Raw genomic sequence first — 16344 nt, forward strand, 5'->3', positions numbered from 1 at the left:
GAGGGTGCAGGCCAGGAAAAGGGAGATCCGGAGAAGGCCGGGCGGACAGGGGAAGGTCAGGAGAGGGTGCGGGCGTGTTCGTGGGCCTCTGTGACGGCTGCGGGGATGTCCAGCACGGGGAAGATCGCGTGCCGGATCACCCGGAGCGCGTCGACCACGAGGATCAGCCGCTTGAGCCGTACCACCTGACCCGACCGGAACGTCGGCAGCCGCAGCGCCGCCGCCAGCCGTAGCTCGGTGTCCGAGAGCAGCGGAAACGGTATCTCCTCCATTTCGGCGAAGACCGCCTGCTCGTCGGGTCGTTGCGTGCTCACTCCGCGCACCGCGATCCCGTCGGCGGCGAACGTGGGGGCCATCCCCTTGAACAGCCGGTTCTCCAGCGTGCAGCCCAGCGCCCCCGGCACGTCGCTCCATCCGGGCGGCAGCGGCGACGGCACGCCGGTCGCCGGGTAGGTGAAAAGGACCGTGGGCCCGTCCACCACCTCGACGGGCCCGTTCGCGCTCTCGAGTCGCATGGGCGCGGGGATCGGCGTGCCGACCAGCGCGTGGACCCGGCGCGCCTCGGGGCTGCCGGGGGTGGCCACGCCGGTCAGGATCCCGTCGCCGGCCAGCCACCGGTCGCCCCAGTCCTGCATCGCGATCAGCACCGGCGCCAGCGCCCACCCCACGTCGGTCAGCGCGTACTCGTGGCGGACCGGCCCCGACTGGTACGGCCTGCGCTCCAGCACCCCGTGCTCGACCAGGTGCCGGAGCCGTTCGGTCAGGACCTTGCGGGAGATGCCCAGCTCCCCGAGCAGCTCTTCGAAACGCAGGCGCCCCCGGGCGGCCTCCCGCACGATCAGCAGGCTCCACCAGTCGCCGACCACGGATGCGGCCTGCGCGATCGAGCACTGGACGTCCTGCTCGCGTAGCTCTCTGGTCATGCCACGACTCTACTCCGTCTAAGTCTCTAAAAGAGACTGAGGATGCGGCCCAGCGCGCTCTCCAGCGTGCCAACGGGGTCGAGGTCGGCGCCGTGGCTGCGCCAGGCGATGTAGCCGTCCGGCCGCACGAGGACCGCGCCGCTCCCGCCCACGCCGTACCGCTCCTGCCAGACCCCCTCGACGTCCAGCAGTTCGCCGCCGATGCGGTGCGGCGCGAGGCGCACCCCGAGCCGGTCCCTGACCGCGCGTCCCGCGTCCACCCATTGCTGTCCGTACGGCCCGGCGAGCAGCACGAACCCCGACCCGAACAGGTCGAGCGCCGAGATCGGGCGCCCGTCCCAGTCGAGGACCACGTGCGGGGCGCGGCTGCCCGGCCTGCCGGTCGGGACGCGGGGGTCCTCCATCGGCAGACCGTCGTCGTCAGGCTCGGACAGAATCGCGGCGGAGCGGTACCGGTAGCCGAGGATCACGGCGAACGGGTCCTCGATGGGCTCGGGATAGTCGACCCGCTGAGCGGCGGGCATGCGGAAGCCGAGGTTCGCGAGCTGGGCGTCGGCGGTCAGCTCACCGACGGGGCGGCGTTCGGCGTCGTAGGAGTCGAGGAAGGCGGGGTCGGCCTGGCCCGAGACGACCAGCCACAGCCGCCACGCCAGGTCGCACCCGTCCTGGAGCGCGGTACTCCCGCCCTGTCCGCCGGTCGGCGGCATCGTGTGGGCGGCGTCGCCCGCCAGGAACACCCGTCCCGCCCGGTAGGTGTCGGCCAGGACGTGCGCGATGGTGAACGTCGTGGTGTCCAGGAGGGCGACGTCGAGGTCGGGCACGCCGACGCCGAGCCGTATCATCTCGACGGCGTCGAAGTCGGCGACCTTGCTTTCGGCGTTGAGGCCGAGCACGTGCGCCCCGACGCCGGTCCCGGTGATGAAGACGCCGGTGAACGTGTCGTTGCGCAGGTACCAGAGGGTGACCTCGCCGTCGTTGACCAGGCCGCCCAGGTCGGCGTCGAACATGATCGCGTGCATGTGGTTCAGTACGCCCTTGCCCGAGGTCGGGATCCGCAACGCCGTCCTGATCGGGCTGTGGTAGCCGTCGGCGGCGATCACGTAGTCGGCGCGCACGGTCGTCTCGGCGCTGTCGGCGCGGATCAGCGCGGTCACGCCGTCGTCGTCCTGCTCCATCGAGACGAGCTCGGTGGAGAAGCGCAGGTCGGCGCCCAGCTCCTCGGCCCTGCGGCGCAGGACCCGCTCGATCTCGGCCTGCGGCGCGCCCAGGTAGGGGGCGGGCGACAGGTGGGCGGGGAGGGGCGAGGTGTTGGTGTCGAGGAGGATCTCGGGGTTCGGGTCGGTGAGGCTGGCCGCGATCGCGATGCGCATGTCCTCGCCGACGCCCTGCCGGATGGCGCCGAGCTCGGCTTCCAGGCCCGGCACGGGGCGCAGCAGTTCGACGGCGCGCGGGTTGAGGCCGTACGCCTTGGGCTGGATGGAGGTGCTCGCGTGCCGTTCGACGAGCATGACGTCGACGCCGCGCCAGGCGAGCATGGTCGCGGCGCTGAGGCCCGCGTAGCCGCCGCCGACGATCAGGACGGGTACTCTCATCGGGAGCTCCTTCGAGACATATCGCGTGTGCTCACGATATGACGCGAATTACTCGATGGTCAAGATATATCTCGACTTGCCCTACGCGTATCCGTCGTCACGAGCCGTCGGCGGGGCCGCCGCCACAGACGCTCGCCGGGTGGCCCCCCGCCCGGCTGCTGGCGCGCGTCAGTCGCGCAGGTGCTCCTCCAGGCGGTCGACCTTGCTGGTCATGCCGTCGGTGACGCCAGGGCGCACGTCCGCCTTGAGCACCAGGCTCACTCGGGGCGCGACCTCGCCCACGGCCTCCACCGCCCGCTTCACCACGTCCATCACCTCGTCCCACTCGCCTTCGACCGTGGTGAACATGGCGTCCGTGCGGTTGGGCAGCCCGCTCTCACGCACCACCTTCACCGCGCGCGCGACCGGCTCGGACACGCCTTCGCCGACGCCGAGCGGCGTGATGGAGAATGCAACGATCATGCACCCGATCCTAGACCGGACGGGAAGGCGTGGGTGGGAGCGGCGGCCCCCACCCACGGAGCCTCAGTGGTCGTGACCTTCGTGGTCGTCGTCGTCCTCGTCGCTGGGCCCCTCGGAGGGCTCGACGCCCAGAACGGCCTCGCGAGGCTCGACCTCCTGGACGTGCTCGATCAGCGAGAGCACGTGGTCGGGCTCGATGAGCCACTGCAGCGCGGTCGCGCCGGTCTCGTCGGAGGTGACCAGCTCCGCCTGCTCCTTGCGCTCGTCCTCGTCGAGCTCGGCCTCAGGGTGCCGGATCTCGGCGAGGGCGGCCGCCTGCAGGGCGGCGACGTCGAGCACCTCGACGGTCAGCTCGACCGTGAGGCGAAGGAACTTTTCTTCATCACTCATGGCAGAAGAGCCTAGGGCAGCTTCCACTCGACGGGGGTCGCGCCTTGCTGGACGAGCAGCTCATTGGCGCGACTGAAGGGCCGTGAGCCGAAGAATCCGCTGCGGGCCGACAGGGGGGAGGGGTGGGCGGACTCGATGCGCGGCACCCGGCCGAGCATCGGCGCCAGGTTGCGGGCGTCGCGGCCCCACAGGATCGCCACCATGGGCTTGTCGCGCGCGACCAGCGCGTGGATGGCCTGCTCGGTGACCTCCTCCCAGCCCTTGCCGCGGTGGGAGGCGGGCTTGCCCGGCATGACGGTCAGCACCCTGTTGAGGAGCAGGACGCCCTGCTCGGCCCACGGGGTCAGGTCGCCGTTGGACGGCATCGGCAGGCCGAGGTCGGTCTCCATCTCCTTGTAGATGTTGCGCAGGCTGCCGGGCAGCGGGCGCACGTCGGGGGCCACGGAGAAGGACAATCCGACGGGATGCCCGGGCGTGGGGTAGGGGTCCTGGCCCACGATCAGCACCTTGACCTCGTCGAAGGGCTGATTGAAGGCGCGCAGGACATGGGAACCCGAGGGGAGGTACTGCCTGCCCTCGGCGATCTCGTTGCGGAGGAACTCGCCCATCTCCGAGATTCGCTCGGCGACGGGCTCGAGGGCGCTAGCCCATCCTGGTTCGACTACTTCGTGCAGGGGACGACCGGCCATGGTCATGCACCCTACCGATCAGGTCCGACAGACCGCATGCCGTACCGAAAAGATCACAAAGCGGGTTTGACCGGTTTGACCAGCCACGCGGTGAAGAAGGCGTCGAGCTGCTCGCCCGAGACCTTCTCCGACAGGGCGACGAAGTCGGCGGTGGCGGCGTTGCCGTACTTGTGGTCGCTGACCCAGGTGCGCAGGATCGTGAAGAACACCTTGTCACCGACCTTCTTGCGCAGGGCGTGCAGGGTCATCGCGCCGCGGGAGTAGACGGCGTCGTCGAAGAGCTTCTTGGCACCGCCAGGGTCGGCGGGCGGGGTCTTCCAGAACGCGTCGTCGGCGGGCCTGCCGTAGGCGTTGGCGAAGGCGGCCGACAGGCGGGTGGCGCCGCGTTTGTCGGCCCACAGCCACTCGGCGTAGGTGGCGAAGCCCTCGTTGAGCCAGATGTCCTGCCAGCGCTCGGGGGTGACCGCGTTGCCGAACCACTGGTGGGCCAGCTCGTGCGCGAGCAGGGCGTCGTCGGGGTTGTTCGGGTAGATCGGCCTGGTCTGCGTCTCCAGCGCGTAGCCGACCTCGGGGGCGTTGTCGACGATCGCGCCGGTGACGGAGAACGGGTAGGGGCCGAACAGTCCGCTGAAGTAGGCCAGCACCGGGCCGTGCCGCCGCACCAGGCGCTTGGCCGCCGCCGCCTGCGCGGGGTCGACGGCGACGATCGTGCGCAGGCCGCCGACCTTGGTGTCGGTGAGCTTGAAGGCGCCGATGGAGACCGTCGTCAGGTAGCTGGCCATCGGCTCCTTGGCGGTCCAGACGTAGGTCGTCCTGCCCATGGTGGTGTTGCGGGAGACGAGCTCGCCGTTGGCGACCGCCACGCGCCCGTTCGGTACGGTCACCGCGAACCGGTAGCGGGCCTTGTCGGTCATGTGATGGTTGCCGGGGTACCAGGTCTTGGCGCCCTGCGGCTCGTTGGCGTTGAACACGCCGTCGGGCGTGCGCACCCAGCCTTCCTTCGAGCCGTCGGGATCGACGAGGTGGGTGGGCTTGCCGCGGTAGGCGACCACGACCCTGAACGCCTTGCCCTTGGCGATCGCGGCGGCGGGGGTGACGACCAGCTCGTCGGCCTGGCGCGTGAACCGCGCTTTCGTGCCGTCGACGGCGACGGAGGCGACGGTCAGGCTCCTGACCAGGTCGAGGTTGAAGCGGGTGAGCGTCTGGGTGCTGTGCGCGCTGATCGTCGCGGTGCCCTTGAGCACGCGGGTGCCGGGGTCGTAGTCGAGCGCCAGGTCGTAGTGGCGGGCGTCGTAGCCGCCGTTGCCCTGCGCAGGGAAGTACGGGTCACCCGCGCCCTGGGCGCCGGGGGAGTCAGCCGCGCTCTGCGCCCCCGGGGCGTCAGCCCCGCTCTGAGCGCCCGAGGAGTCGGCCAGGCCTGGAGCACCCGGGGCGTCGGCCGGGCTCTGACCGCCCGGGGCGTCGGCCACGGCGGGCGGGAACGGCAGGGTGAGCGCCGCGACGGCGGTCAGCGCGAGAAGACGCTTCATAACGTGATTCTCGCGCACCCCACGAGCGCACCCCCACGAGCGGGCCCCACGAGCGCATCCCATGAGCGCCCGTTGGCAGTGGAGACCCGACGGGCGCGCACCCGTCCGCGGGTGACCGCGGACACACGCACGCCTGCGGCAACATGCGGGCGCCCGCCCGTCGGGGGTATTTCGCGGGCGCCCGCCCGTCTGCCCCTGGAGGCAGGCGGGCGCCCGTGGATCACTTCACCGAGCCGGCCATCATGCCCTGCACGAAGTACCGCTGGAAGGCGAAGAACAGCACCAGCGGAATGATCAGCGACAGGAAGGCGCCGGGCGCGATGATGTCGACGTTGGTCCCGAACTGCCGCATCTGCGACTGCAGCGCCTTGGTCATGGGCTGCGACGCGGTGTCGGCGAAGACCAGCGCGATGAGCAGGTCGTTCCACACCCACAGGAACTGGAAGATCCCCAGCGAGGCGATCGCGGGCTTGCCCAGCGGGAACACCACGGTCGCGAAGATCTTCCACTCCGACGCGCCGTCCATCCTGGCCGCCTCCAGCAGCGAGGCCGGGATGCCGACGAAGAAGTTGCGGAGCAGGAAGATCGCGAAGGGCAGGCCGAACGCGACGTGGAACAGGACCACGCCGGGGATCGTGCCGAAGATGCCGACCTGGCCGTACAGGGTCGCGATCGGGATCAGCGCGATCTGGATCGGCACGATCAGCAGGCCGACCACGACCAGGAACAGCGTGTCGCGCCCGCGGAACTCCATCCACGCGAAGGCGTAGGCCGCCATCGCGGCGATGCCGATCACCAGCACCGTGGTGGGCACGGTGATCAGGACCGTGTTCCAGAACGACGCGGAGAAGCCGGTGGCCAGCAGGCTGGAGTAGCTGCTGATCGTCAGCTCGGCGGGCTTGGTGAAGATCGTCCACCAGCCCTCGGAGTTGTTGACCGTCTCGTCGCGCAGTGAGACGACGAGCAGGCCGAGGGTCGGGACCAGCCAGAACAGCCCGATGAGGATCATCACGACCTGGACGGCGCCGCCGCCGAGGCGGTCGACGATCCTGCCGATAGGGCCTCGCCGTACGGCTCCCGCCTGAACGTGAGCCATCACTGCTCCCTCCTGAACCGGCGGATGTTCATGACCATGAACGGCAGGACCAGGACCAGCAGGAAGATCGCGAGCGCGCTGCCCAGCCCCTGGTTGTTGCCCCCGCCGAAGGAGACTCGCCACATCTCCAGCGCGATCACGTTCGCGTTCGGCTGCACCGAGCCTGGCGCGATGATGAAGACGAGGTCGAAGACCTTCAAGGTATTGATGATCATCGTGACGAACACGACGAGCAGCACCGGCGACAGCAGCGGCACGGTGATCTTCCTGAACACCTGCCACTCGGTCGCGCCGTCGATGCGCGCGGCTTCCAGCGCGTCCCGCGGGATTCCGGCCAGGCCGGCCGCGATCAGCACCATCGCGAAGCCCGCCCACACCCAGACGAACGCGCCGATGATGGCGGGCGTGATCAGGGTCGGGCCGAGCCAGGTCAGGCCGTTGAACGGCGCCTCGAAGTTCGACTGCGGCAGCCGTACGGTGTAGGAGCCGGGGGCCAGGCCCTCGAAGCGGAAGGTGCCGTCGGGGCCGGTCGTGGCGGTGGCCGCGACGCTGCCGCCGCTGACCGCCTCCACGGTCACGCCGGGCAGGCCCTTCTCCGTGCCGTCGACCTCGCCCGCCTTGCCGCCGCCTCCTGGCGTGAAGTCCAGCCAGATGGTGCCGGTCAGGCCCTGACCGGTGGCCGCCGCGGCGGGCTTGGCGTCGGCGGGCACGGCCTCGGGCTTGAGCCCGACCAGCGGGATCAGCACCGGCTGGCCGGCCTGCACGGGCTGCTTGGTGACGACCGCGCCGCCCTCCTGGGCGACGGGCGAGGTGTCGTTCTCCCTCGGCCGCGCCCCCTCCAGGCCGCCGCCGCTGGAGAAGACGCCCGAGACCGTCGACATGAGCGCGTTGGCCACGCCGCGGTCCGGAGCCTCCTCGTAGACCAGCCGGAAGATGACGCCGGCGGCCATCAGGGAGACGGCCATCGGCATGAACACGATCAGCTTGAACGCGGTGGACCACTTGATGCGTTCGGTGAGCACGGCGAAGATCAGGCCCAGCGTGGTGACGATGATCGGGGCCACCACCACCCAGATCAGGTTGTTCCTGATGGTGGTGAGAGTGCCGGAGTCGGTGAAGATCGTGCCGTAGTTCTGCAGGCCGACGAACTGGGTGCCGGTCGCGTCGTAGAGGCTGCGGAAGATCGAGTAGATGATCGGGTAGATGACCCAGATGCCCAGCAGGACCATCGCGGGCAGAACGAAGAACCAGGCCACGATGGCCGAGGGGCCCAGTCTGCTACGGCCGGTCTTGGCGCGGGTATTGGCGGGGTCGGGGCTTTCGGCGGGAGTCTGGGGGGTGGGGTCCGGCCCGGGGGTGGACCCGCGCGACGTGGTGTCGCGCGGGTCGGTCGGGCCGTTCAACCTGTCGGTCACGGCCTCGCCCCTTTACTTCCAGGCCTTGGCGGCCTCGGTCTCAAGGGCCTTGGCAGCGGCCTTGGCGTCCGCGGGGTCGCGCAGGAAGTCCTGCAGCACCTTCCACTCGCCCTTGCCGTCGGTGCCGCCGAAGGCACTCGGCGCCAGGTCGGACATGTCGTACCTGACGCTCTCACCGGCGGAGATGATCGTCTGCGCCAGCTGCTTGGTCAGGTCGCTCGGGTAGTTGTCCGGCGAGACGTTGCGGTTCGGCGACAGGTAGCCGGGCAGCTTCGCCCAGATCTCGCCGCCCTCCTTGGAGGCCAGGAACTCCAGCAGCGCCATGGCGCCGGGAGACTCCTTCAGCGCCACGGCGATGTCACCGCCGAGGACGACCGGCGCGGTGTCGCCGACCTTCGGGAAGGGGAACACCTTGGCCGACTCGCCGATCTTGGCGCCGGACTGGGTGGCGGAGGCGGCCACGAAGTCGGCCTCGATGACCATCGCGCCCTTGTCCTGGCCGTACACCTGGGTCACACAGGTCGGGAAGTCGGTCTGCAGGGCGCCGGCGTTGCCGCCGACCATGTAGTCCTTCTTGCCGAAGATGCCGGCCATCTTCTCCAGCGCGGTCACGACGGAGGCGTCGGTCCAGGGGATCTCGTGCTTGGCGAGCTGGTCATACTTCTCGGGGCCCGCGCTCGAGAGGTAGACGTTCTCGAACAGGTCGGTGAGCGTCCAGCCGGAGGCGCCGCACAGCGAGAACGGCGGGGTGCCGGAGTCGGAGATCGCCTGCGCGGTCTTCATCAGCTCGTCCCACGTGGTCGGAGCCTGCACGCCGGCGTCGGTGAACGCGGCGTCGCGGTACCAGATGATCGACTTGTGCGCGGCCTTGACGAGCACGCCGTACACCTGGCCGTCCGCGGAGCCGAGCTCCTTCCAGTACGGGGTGTAGTTGTCGTCGATCTGCTTCTGGACCTCGGGGCTGAGGGGCTTGAGCGCCTTCTGGTCGGCGTACTGCTTGACCAGGCCCGGCTGCGGGAGGATCGCGATGTCGGGCGGGCTGCCGCCCTGGATGCGGGGGCCGAGGTAGGCGCCGGTGTCCTCACCCGTGGAGGCGTAGGTGACGTCGGCGCCGGTCTTGTCCTCGAAGGCCTTCAGCACGGCCTCGAAGTTGGTCTGCTCCTCACCGGTCCACTTGGCGGCGACCTCGATCTTCACCCCCTCCAGGGCCTTGGTGGCGGCGGCCGGCGCGGAGCTGGCGGCTCCGGTCTGCTGGGGGGTCGTCGTTGGGGCGTTGCCGCAGGCGGCGACGGCTACCGCGAGCCCCGCCAGAACAACTGCTTTGCGCATGATGCCTGACCTCGTATCACTGGGTTGCGATGATCTCGGCTAGCTCTGCCTTCATGGAGGCAGCCACGTCATCGGTTGGCTGGTCGTACGGCGGGCTGAAGGCCTTGGAGACCGCACTGGCGATCACCAGGCTCAGCTGGTTGTAGTTCGCGCTGACCGGTCGCGGCTTGGCCGCGAGGATGCTCTCCTTCAGCACGGGCAGATAGGGGAAGCGCTTGATCAGCGAAGGGTCGTCATAGAGCTCGGCCCACACCGGGGGGAAGGAACCCTCGGTCAGCACGCGTCGCTCGTTCTCCAGACTGGTGAAGTACTTGATGAACTCCTGCGCGGTGTTCTGCCGCTTGGAGTAGGCACTGATGGCCAGGTTGGCGCCGCCCAGCGAGCTCGATCCCGGCCCGTCGGGGCCGGGGAGCCTGGTCACCGCGAACTTGCCCGCCACCTTCGACTGCGTGGCGGGGCCGTACGCGTGGGGCCAGTTGCGGGCGAAGACCAGCTGTCCGTTCTGGAAGGCCAGCCTCGACTCCTCCTCCTTGTAGTTCAGCGCCTGCGGAGGGATCCATCCCTCGCGCAGGCCCTGGGTGAAGAAGTCGAGCGCCTGCTTCGCCTTGGCCTCGTCCAGGTCGAGCAGGCTTCCGCCCGCCGACTGGACCGCCTCGGCGAAGTTGACCGTCAGTCCCTCATAGGCGGCCAGCTGTCCCGCGTAGCCGCCGATGTCGTGCTTCTTGGTGATCGCAAGTGCCTGTGCGCGAAGCGCGGCCCAGGTCGTGGGCGGCTTCTTGACCAGGTCCTTGCGGTAGTAGAGCAGCCCGGCGTTGCTGGTGTACGGCACCGCCCAGAGCTTGCCCCGGTAGACCGCGGTGTCGACGACCGGCGGCAGGAACCTGTCGAGCGGGAACTGCCCGCGCTCCAGGGGGATGATCCAGCCGTTGTCGGCGAACTCCGCCGTCCACACCACATCGAGTCCGAGCACGTCGTAGCGGTCGCTCCTGGCCTGCAGGTTCGACACCAGTTGTGCGCGCTGCTCGTCGGCCGCCTCCGGCAGTTCGAGCAGCGTCACCTTCTGCGCGGGGTGCGCCTTGTTCCACCGGTCCAGCAGGGGTTGTAGATAGCCGGTGGTGTCGCGTCCCGTGGCGAAGGTGATCGGGCCGTTGGGGTCTTCCCCGCCCTCTTCCGTCGCCGCCGCGCATCCGGCCACCAGGAGCGCGATCAGGATCACGGAAAGGGGACGGAACACGCATGACCTCCAAATTTCGACCGGATTACATTCGTGTTAGGTAGATGCATTCATGTTATGCACAGCGCTAATCTGAACGTCAACGGATATGTCCGTAACGAGCGCGTAACGAGGAGGTGGGGCGTGCGGTTGCACCTGCTGGCGCTCCTCGCGAAGGAACCCGCACACGGGTACGAGCTCAAGCAGGCTCTGGAGCAAACCTTCGGCACTGCGTACCCCTCACCCAACATCGGCCAGATCTACGTGACCCTAGGCCGTCTGGAGAAGGACGGCCTGGTCAGGGCCGTTGACGTCGAGCAGTCCAACCGGCCGAACAAGAAGGTCTACTACCTGACGGCCAATGGCCGCGACACGCTCACCGACTGGGTCGACGAGCCGACGGAGGGCCCGCGGGTGCGCGACGAGTTCTTCATGAAGCTCGTCCTCGCCCCGCTGACCGGCATCGCCGACCGCATGGCGTTGATCAACCGGCAGCGCCGCCACTACCTTGCGCTGATGCGCGATCTCAACGAACTGGCCGAGCGGACCGATCAGGACAACCAGGTCGCGCTCCTGCTGATCGAGGGCGCCATGCTGCACCTGCAGGCCGACCTCGACTGGCTCGAACGCTGCCAGGAGGATCTGACGTGACCGTGCTCAAAACCGTCAACCTTGTGAAGATCTACCAGAACAAGCACGTGCCCGTTCCCGCGGTGCGCGGCGTGGATCTGCAGGTCGACGAGGGCGAGTTCGTCGCGATCATGGGCCCGTCCGGCTCGGGCAAGTCGACGCTCGTGCACATGCTCGGCGGGCTCGACACCCGCACCAGCGGCGAGATCTGGCTGGACGGCCGGCGCGCCGACACGCTCTCCGAGAGCGCGTGGGCGCTGCTGCGACGCAGGAAGATCGGGTTCGTCTTCCAGTTCTTCAACCTGGTCGCCAGCATGACCGTCGCCGACAACGTCGAGCTGCCCGCGCTGCTGGCCGGGGCCTCGCCGAAGGAGGCGCGCGAGCGCAGGGAGTACCTCCTGGACGCCCTCAGCCTCACCGAGCGGGTCGAGGCCTCGCCCGCCCAGCTGTCGGGCGGCGAGCAGCAGCGCGTGGCCCTGGCCCGCGCGCTGGCCAACAAGCCGAGCCTGCTGCTGGCCGACGAGCCCACCGGCAACCTCGACAGCCGCAACACCCGCGACGTGCTTCGCCTGCTGAGCGAGGTGCACCGCGAGGGGCAGACGATCGTCCTGGTCACCCACGACGCCAGGGTGGCCAGCCTTGCCGACCGGGTCGTCTCGCTGCTCGACGGCCAGATCGTCGACGACGGCAAGATCGCTCGCAGGCGTCCCGGCAGGGGCGGCGGCGCGGGAGAGGTCATCGACCTTCGATGAGAGCCGGCGCCCGATGGATCAAGGCCGACCTGCGCGCCAGGCGCGGCCAGGCCGTACTGACCGTGTTGACGATCGCCGGCATCGTGGCCGCGCTGATCACCGCGGCCACCCTGCTGGAGGACGGCACCAACCCCTGGCGCGGCCTGTTCGCCCAGACCAACGGCGCCCACCTGTGGGTCCACACCAAGGACAGGCCGCAGGTCGTCGCGCTCAAGGGGATCGACGGGGTGACGCAGGCGTCAGGGCCGTACCGCACGGCGCCCGTGACGGTGCTGCAGGAGCGCGGGAAGGCGCCCGCCGCGCTGCGCGCCATGCCGGTGGCCCCGCCCGAGGTGGCGCGGCCCGTGGTGGCCGACGGCGGCTGGCTCAACCCCGCCCAGCCCGACGGCGTGGTCGTCGAGAGCTCCTTCGCCAGGGCGCTCGGGCTGCGCCTGGGCAGCGCGGTCACCGTGACCGCGCTGAGCGGCGCCCGCCACGTGCTGTACGTGCGCGGCCTCGCCGACACCGCCGACCAGGGCTTCTACCCCGAGTGGACACCCGGCCTGATCTGGGTGCTGCCGGAGAAGCTCGACCGGGTCGAGCCCGAGCTCGGCCGCAGCGAGTGGGTGACGGGCCTGCGCCTCGACGACGTCGAGGCGACCCAGTTCGTCTCCCAGCGCGTCGTGGTGATGCTCGACGAGGAGGTCCAGCGCGTCTACACCTGGCGCGAGGTGCGCGCCGCCATGGAGCTGGACAACCGCCTGCTCGGCACGCTGCTGGCGCTGTTCGGCATCGTCGGCCTGGTGGCCGCCGCGCTCGCGCTGGCCAACGCCGCGGGCGGCCGGGTGCTGTCGCAGCTGCGCGACCTGGCGACGCTGAAGTCCATGGGCTTCACCAGGGGCCAGGTGGCGGGCCTGCTGCTGGTCGAGCACGGCGCGCTCGGCCTGCTGGGCATCGCGCTCGGCGTGCTGCCCGGATGGCTGGTGGCCTGGCTGGTGCTCGACAGGGGCTCCGTCGCGCTCGTGCCGCTGCTGGTCATCGCCGCGGGCACCGCGCTGGTCGTGCTGGTGGCCGTGGGCGTGCCGGCCTGGCGCGGCAGCCGTACGCCGCCCATTCCCGCCGCGCCCTCCACGCCGCCGCGCGGACGCCTGTCGCGGCTGGCCAGGCTCGCCCTCCTCGTACGGCTGCCGCCCGCGCTCGTGCTGGGCGCCCGCGACGCCTTCTCCAGGCGGGTGCCCGCCTTCCTGACGACGTTCGGCCTCGCCGTGCCGATGATGATGATCACCATCGGCCTCGGCGTCTGGGCCACGCTCGACAACTTCCTCGCCCACCCCGAGCAGGTGGGCCAGCACGCCCAGCTGCTGGCACGCCCCGGCAAGCTGACCCCCGAGGAGGCCAAGGCGATCGCCCAGCGCGACCCCGCCGTCCAGCAGGTCTATCCGGGAGCCGAGGTCGACGCGCTGGTGCCCGGCGAGGCCAGGTCCATCAGGGTGCGGGCGATCGGCGGGTCCGCCTCGCCGTACCCCTTCCCGGTGGTCGAGGGCCGCATGTACGCCGACAGGGGCGAGGCCGTCGCCGGGCAGGGCCTGCTCGACCTGCTCAAGGTGAAGATCGGCGACAGGGTGTGGCTGTCGGTCGGCGGCACCCCGCTGATCGTGCGCATCGTCGGCAGGACGGTCGAGCCCGACCTCGACGGCCAGGTGCTCTCGCTCGGCGTGGACAGCCTGGCGGCCAAGGACGTGGTGCCGCCCGAGTTCTGGGGCCTGGCGCTGAAGCAGGGCGCCGACCCCGCGGAGGTGCGTGACAGGCTGCTGGTGGCCTCGGGGGAGGGGCTGGAGATCCAGCGCGTGGTCAACCCGGCCGAGCGGCTGGCGGTCATCCGCGTGGTCATCGTCGCGCTCGTCGGCGTGCTCGCCCTGATCGGCCTGGCGAACCTGCTGACGGCCAGCGCGCTCGGCCTGCGCGACCACGCCCACGACCTGGCGGTGCTGAAGGCCATGGGGCTCACCCCGCGGCAGGTCATGGCCACGCTGGTGACGGGAACGGGGCTGCTGGTGGTCCTCGGCGTCGTCGTCGGCACGGCCGTGGGCTCGTTCGTCGTGCGGGGCCTGATCGACCTGCAGGGGCACACCAGCGGCGTGGGAGCGGGCATCGCCCGCCCGCCCTCGACTCTCATGCTGGTCGTGGCGGTGCTGGTGGCCGTGGGAGCGGCCCTGGCCGTCGCCCTGATCCCCGCGCGCAAGGCGGCAAGAGCGCAGGTGCCGATCACCGCGAGGTGACCGGCACCTGCGAGGAGGCCGCTAGTCGGCCTTCAGCGCGAACCAGTAGAAGCCGTGCCCCGGCAGGGTCAGCACGTACGGCGACTGGCCGATCTTCGGGAAGCGGACGCCGCCCCTGGCCTCGACGGGCACCATGCCCTCGAAGCGGCGCAGGTCAAGCTCCACCGGCTGCGGGAACTTCGACAGGTTGTTCACGCACAGCATCAGGTCGTCGCCCTCCTCACGCGTGAACGTGAGGACCGACGGGTTCGACGACCACATCTCGGTGTAGGCGCCGGTGCCGAAGACCGGGTGCTGGCGGCGGATCTGCAGCATCCTGCGGGTGAAGTGCAGCAGCGACGACTCGGTCTTCTGCTGCGCCTCCACGTTGACCGCCTGGAAGCCGTAGATGGGGTCCATGACCGTCGGCAGGTAGAGCCTGCCGGGGTCGGCGGTGGAGAAGCCCGCGTTGCGGTCGGGGCTCCACTGCATCGGCGTGCGGACCGAGTCGCGGTCCTCCAGCCAGATGTTGTCGCCCATGCCGATCTCGTCGCCGTAGTACATCACCGGCGAGCCGGGGAGGCTGAGCAGCAGCGCCGTGAACAGCTCGATCAGGTCGCGGTTGTTGTCGAGCAGCGGCGCCAGACGCCGCCTGATGCCGAGGTAGGCCCGCATGCGCGGGTCCTTGGCGTACTCGGCGTGCATGTAGTCGCGCTCTTCCTCGGTCACCGTCTCGAGCGTCAGCTCGTCGTGGTTGCGGAGGAAGATGCCCCACTGGGCGCTGTCGGGAAGCTTCGGGGTGCGCGACATGATCTCCGAGATCGGCTCGCGCGTCTCCTTCTTCACCGCCATGTAGATGCGCGGCATCAGCGGGAAGTGGAAGGCCATGTGGCACTCGTCGCCGCCCGTGGTGGGGTCGCCGAAGTACTCGACCACGTCCTCGGGCCAGCCGTTCGCCTCGGCCAGCAGCACCCTGTCGGGGTAGAGGCGGTCGACCTCGGCGCGCACCTTCTTGAGGTAGGCGTGGGTCTCGGCCAGCCCGCTGCAGTCGGTGCCCTCCCTCTCGAACAGGTACGGCACCGCGTCCAGCCGGAACCCGTCGATCCCGAGGTCCAGCCAGAACCTCAGGACCTCCAGCATCGCCTCCTGCACGGCAGGGTTGTCATAGTTGAGGTCCGGCTGGTGGTGGAAGAAGCGGTGCCAGTAGTACTGCTTGCGCACCGGGTCATAGGTCCAGTTCGACTCCTCGGCGCCGATGAAGATGATCGGCGCGTCGGGGTAGCCGGTCGGCTCGTCGGCCCACACGTAGAAGTCGCCGTAAGGCCCCTCGGGGTCATGGCGCGAAGCCTGGAACCACGGGTGCTGGTCGCTCGTGTGGTTCATCACCAGGTCGGTGATGATGCGGATCCCGCGCGCGTGCGCGGACTCGATGAGCTGCACGAAGTCACCGAGATCACCGAAGTCGGGCAGGATCTTCCCGTAGTCGGAGATGTCGTAGCCGCCATCGCGCAGCGGCGACTCGTACAGCGGCAGCAGCCACAGGCAGTCGACGCCGAGCCATTGAAGGTAGTCGAGCTTCTCGATGAGACCACGCAGGTCTCCGGTCCCGTCGCCGTTGGAGTCCTTGAACCCCCGGACGAGCACCTCGTAGAACACCGCCCGCTTGTACCAGCGTGGATCGGCCGAGACGAACGTCTCGGAGACCGATGGGTTGTACATATGACGCTCACAGAAGGAGATGTGGGCAGGACGAAGTCACCGGTTTCCCCGGCGTTGTTTGTGGTGACCGCGCCGCCTGGAGTCGTCATCCCTGCGAACCCATGCCCTGCCGGGATCAGATTTGTGACCTGATGCCCGGGAATCTACGGCGCTTACGGGCCGAACACTATCAGCCCCGTGGCCCTCCGGAACCCGCTTCGTTGTAGTGGTCGTCATACCCAGGAGATCACTTTGTAATCGTCCCGTTACCCAGTGTTCTCGGTGATGAAATTCGCAGGTCAGTCGCTAGGTCCCCTGCGGGGACGCCGCGCATGCGGGAAAATGTGGGTAGGTCGCCCGCCGACGTCGATATCCTCTTGGCGCAGGTG

General features: G+C 69.6%; 14 protein-coding genes. 3 read left to right on the forward strand and 11 right to left on the reverse strand.

What is annotated here, in order from left to right:
• Window positions 1–56 precede the first annotated feature (56 nt).
• The 10 genes from ACFXJ8_RS16770 to ACFXJ8_RS16815 all read right to left on the reverse strand — a co-directional run bounded on the left by ACFXJ8_RS16770 (window position 57) and on the right by ACFXJ8_RS16815 (window position 10659).
• Window positions 57–923: a winged helix-turn-helix transcriptional regulator gene (locus ACFXJ8_RS16770; RefSeq protein ID WP_379644788.1), complete on the reverse strand. Its 867-nt coding sequence runs from the start codon at window positions 921–923 to the stop codon at window positions 57–59.
• Window positions 924–949: 26 nt separating this feature from the next.
• Window positions 950–2515, reverse strand: a complete 1566-nt coding sequence (locus ACFXJ8_RS16775) for an FAD-dependent monooxygenase (RefSeq protein WP_379644789.1) — start codon at window positions 2513–2515, stop codon at window positions 950–952.
• A 168-nt stretch (window positions 2516–2683) separates the two neighbouring features.
• Complete coding sequence (locus ACFXJ8_RS16780; RefSeq protein ID WP_379644790.1) at window positions 2684–2977, reverse strand: MTH1187 family thiamine-binding protein; 294 nt, start codon at window positions 2975–2977, stop codon at window positions 2684–2686.
• A 63-nt stretch (window positions 2978–3040) separates the two neighbouring features.
• A complete protein-coding gene (locus tag ACFXJ8_RS16785) occupies window positions 3041–3367 on the reverse strand; it encodes a hypothetical protein (protein WP_379644791.1) in 327 nt (108 codons plus the stop codon).
• A gap of 11 nt (window positions 3368–3378) precedes the next feature.
• Window positions 3379–4056 (reverse strand): uracil-DNA glycosylase, encoded by a 678-nt coding sequence (locus ACFXJ8_RS16790; RefSeq protein WP_379644792.1) that lies wholly within the window; start codon window positions 4054–4056, stop codon window positions 3379–3381.
• A gap of 53 nt (window positions 4057–4109) precedes the next feature.
• Complete coding sequence (locus ACFXJ8_RS16795; protein ID WP_379644793.1) at window positions 4110–5585, reverse strand: M1 family metallopeptidase; 1476 nt, start codon at window positions 5583–5585, stop codon at window positions 4110–4112.
• A 220-nt stretch (window positions 5586–5805) separates the two neighbouring features.
• Window positions 5806–6681, reverse strand: a complete 876-nt coding sequence (locus tag ACFXJ8_RS16800; protein WP_379644794.1) for a carbohydrate ABC transporter permease — start codon at window positions 6679–6681, stop codon at window positions 5806–5808.
• Window positions 6681–8096, reverse strand: coding sequence for an ABC transporter permease subunit (locus ACFXJ8_RS16805; protein ID WP_379644795.1), 1416 nt, complete (start codon window positions 8094–8096; stop codon window positions 6681–6683). Before ACFXJ8_RS16805 ends, ACFXJ8_RS16800 begins: the two co-directional genes overlap by 1 nt.
• Window positions 8097–8108: 12 nt before the next feature.
• Window positions 8109–9425: an ABC transporter substrate-binding protein gene (locus tag ACFXJ8_RS16810; RefSeq protein WP_379644796.1), complete on the reverse strand. Its 1317-nt coding sequence runs from the start codon at window positions 9423–9425 to the stop codon at window positions 8109–8111.
• 16 nt (window positions 9426–9441) lie between these two features.
• A complete protein-coding gene (locus ACFXJ8_RS16815; protein ID WP_379644797.1) occupies window positions 9442–10659 on the reverse strand; it encodes an ABC transporter substrate-binding protein in 1218 nt (405 codons plus the stop codon).
• 123 nt (window positions 10660–10782) lie between these two features.
• Between ACFXJ8_RS16815 and ACFXJ8_RS16820 the strand changes: the two genes are divergently transcribed.
• Genes ACFXJ8_RS16820 through ACFXJ8_RS16830 form a run of 3 tightly spaced genes read left to right on the forward strand, consistent with a single transcriptional unit; the run spans window position 10783 to window position 14278 of the window.
• Entirely contained in the window at window positions 10783–11289 is a 507-nt protein-coding gene (locus ACFXJ8_RS16820; protein WP_379644798.1) for a PadR family transcriptional regulator, read from the forward strand.
• Window positions 11286–12020: an ABC transporter ATP-binding protein gene (locus ACFXJ8_RS16825; RefSeq protein WP_379644799.1), complete on the forward strand. Its 735-nt coding sequence runs from the start codon at window positions 11286–11288 to the stop codon at window positions 12018–12020. Before ACFXJ8_RS16820 ends, ACFXJ8_RS16825 begins: the two co-directional genes overlap by 4 nt.
• Window positions 12017–14278, forward strand: a complete 2262-nt coding sequence (locus ACFXJ8_RS16830; RefSeq protein ID WP_379644800.1) for an FtsX-like permease family protein — start codon at window positions 12017–12019, stop codon at window positions 14276–14278. The genes ACFXJ8_RS16825 and ACFXJ8_RS16830 overlap by 4 nt, the downstream gene beginning before the upstream one ends.
• A 21-nt stretch (window positions 14279–14299) precedes the next feature.
• Here ACFXJ8_RS16830 and treS read toward each other — a convergent pair whose 3' ends face one another.
• Complete coding sequence (treS, locus tag ACFXJ8_RS16835) at window positions 14300–15976, reverse strand: maltose alpha-D-glucosyltransferase (RefSeq protein WP_379644801.1); 1677 nt, start codon at window positions 15974–15976, stop codon at window positions 14300–14302.
• Between the last annotated feature and the right edge of the window lie 368 nt (window positions 15977–16344).

It is taken from the genome of Nonomuraea sp. NPDC059194 (assembly GCF_042754765.1).
Classification (GTDB): Bacteria; Actinomycetota; Actinomycetes; order Streptosporangiales; family Streptosporangiaceae; genus Nonomuraea.

Coding starts and splice junctions, on each gene's coding strand:
- ACFXJ8_RS16770 (WP_379644788.1), bottom strand. CDS start 923: ATGACCAGAGAGCTACGCGAGCAGGACGTCCAGTGCTCGATCGCGCAG.
- ACFXJ8_RS16775 (WP_379644789.1), bottom strand. CDS start 2,515: ATGAGAGTACCCGTCCTGATCGTCGGCGGCGGCTACGCGGGCCTCAGC.
- ACFXJ8_RS16780 (WP_379644790.1), bottom strand. CDS start 2,977: ATGATCGTTGCATTCTCCATCACGCCGCTCGGCGTCGGCGAAGGCGTG.
- ACFXJ8_RS16785 (WP_379644791.1), bottom strand. CDS start 3,367: ATGAGTGATGAAGAAAAGTTCCTTCGCCTCACGGTCGAGCTGACCGTC.
- ACFXJ8_RS16790 (WP_379644792.1), bottom strand. CDS start 4,056: ATGGCCGGTCGTCCCCTGCACGAAGTAGTCGAACCAGGATGGGCTAGC.
- ACFXJ8_RS16795 (WP_379644793.1), bottom strand. CDS start 5,585: ATGAAGCGTCTTCTCGCGCTGACCGCCGTCGCGGCGCTCACCCTGCCG.
- ACFXJ8_RS16800 (WP_379644794.1), bottom strand. CDS start 6,681: ATGGCTCACGTTCAGGCGGGAGCCGTACGGCGAGGCCCTATCGGCAGG.
- ACFXJ8_RS16810 (WP_379644796.1), bottom strand. CDS start 9,425: ATGCGCAAAGCAGTTGTTCTGGCGGGGCTCGCGGTAGCCGTCGCCGCC.
- ACFXJ8_RS16830 (WP_379644800.1), top strand. CDS start 12,017: ATGAGAGCCGGCGCCCGATGGATCAAGGCCGACCTGCGCGCCAGGCGC.
- treS (WP_379644801.1), bottom strand. CDS start 15,976: ATGTACAACCCATCGGTCTCCGAGACGTTCGTCTCGGCCGATCCACGC.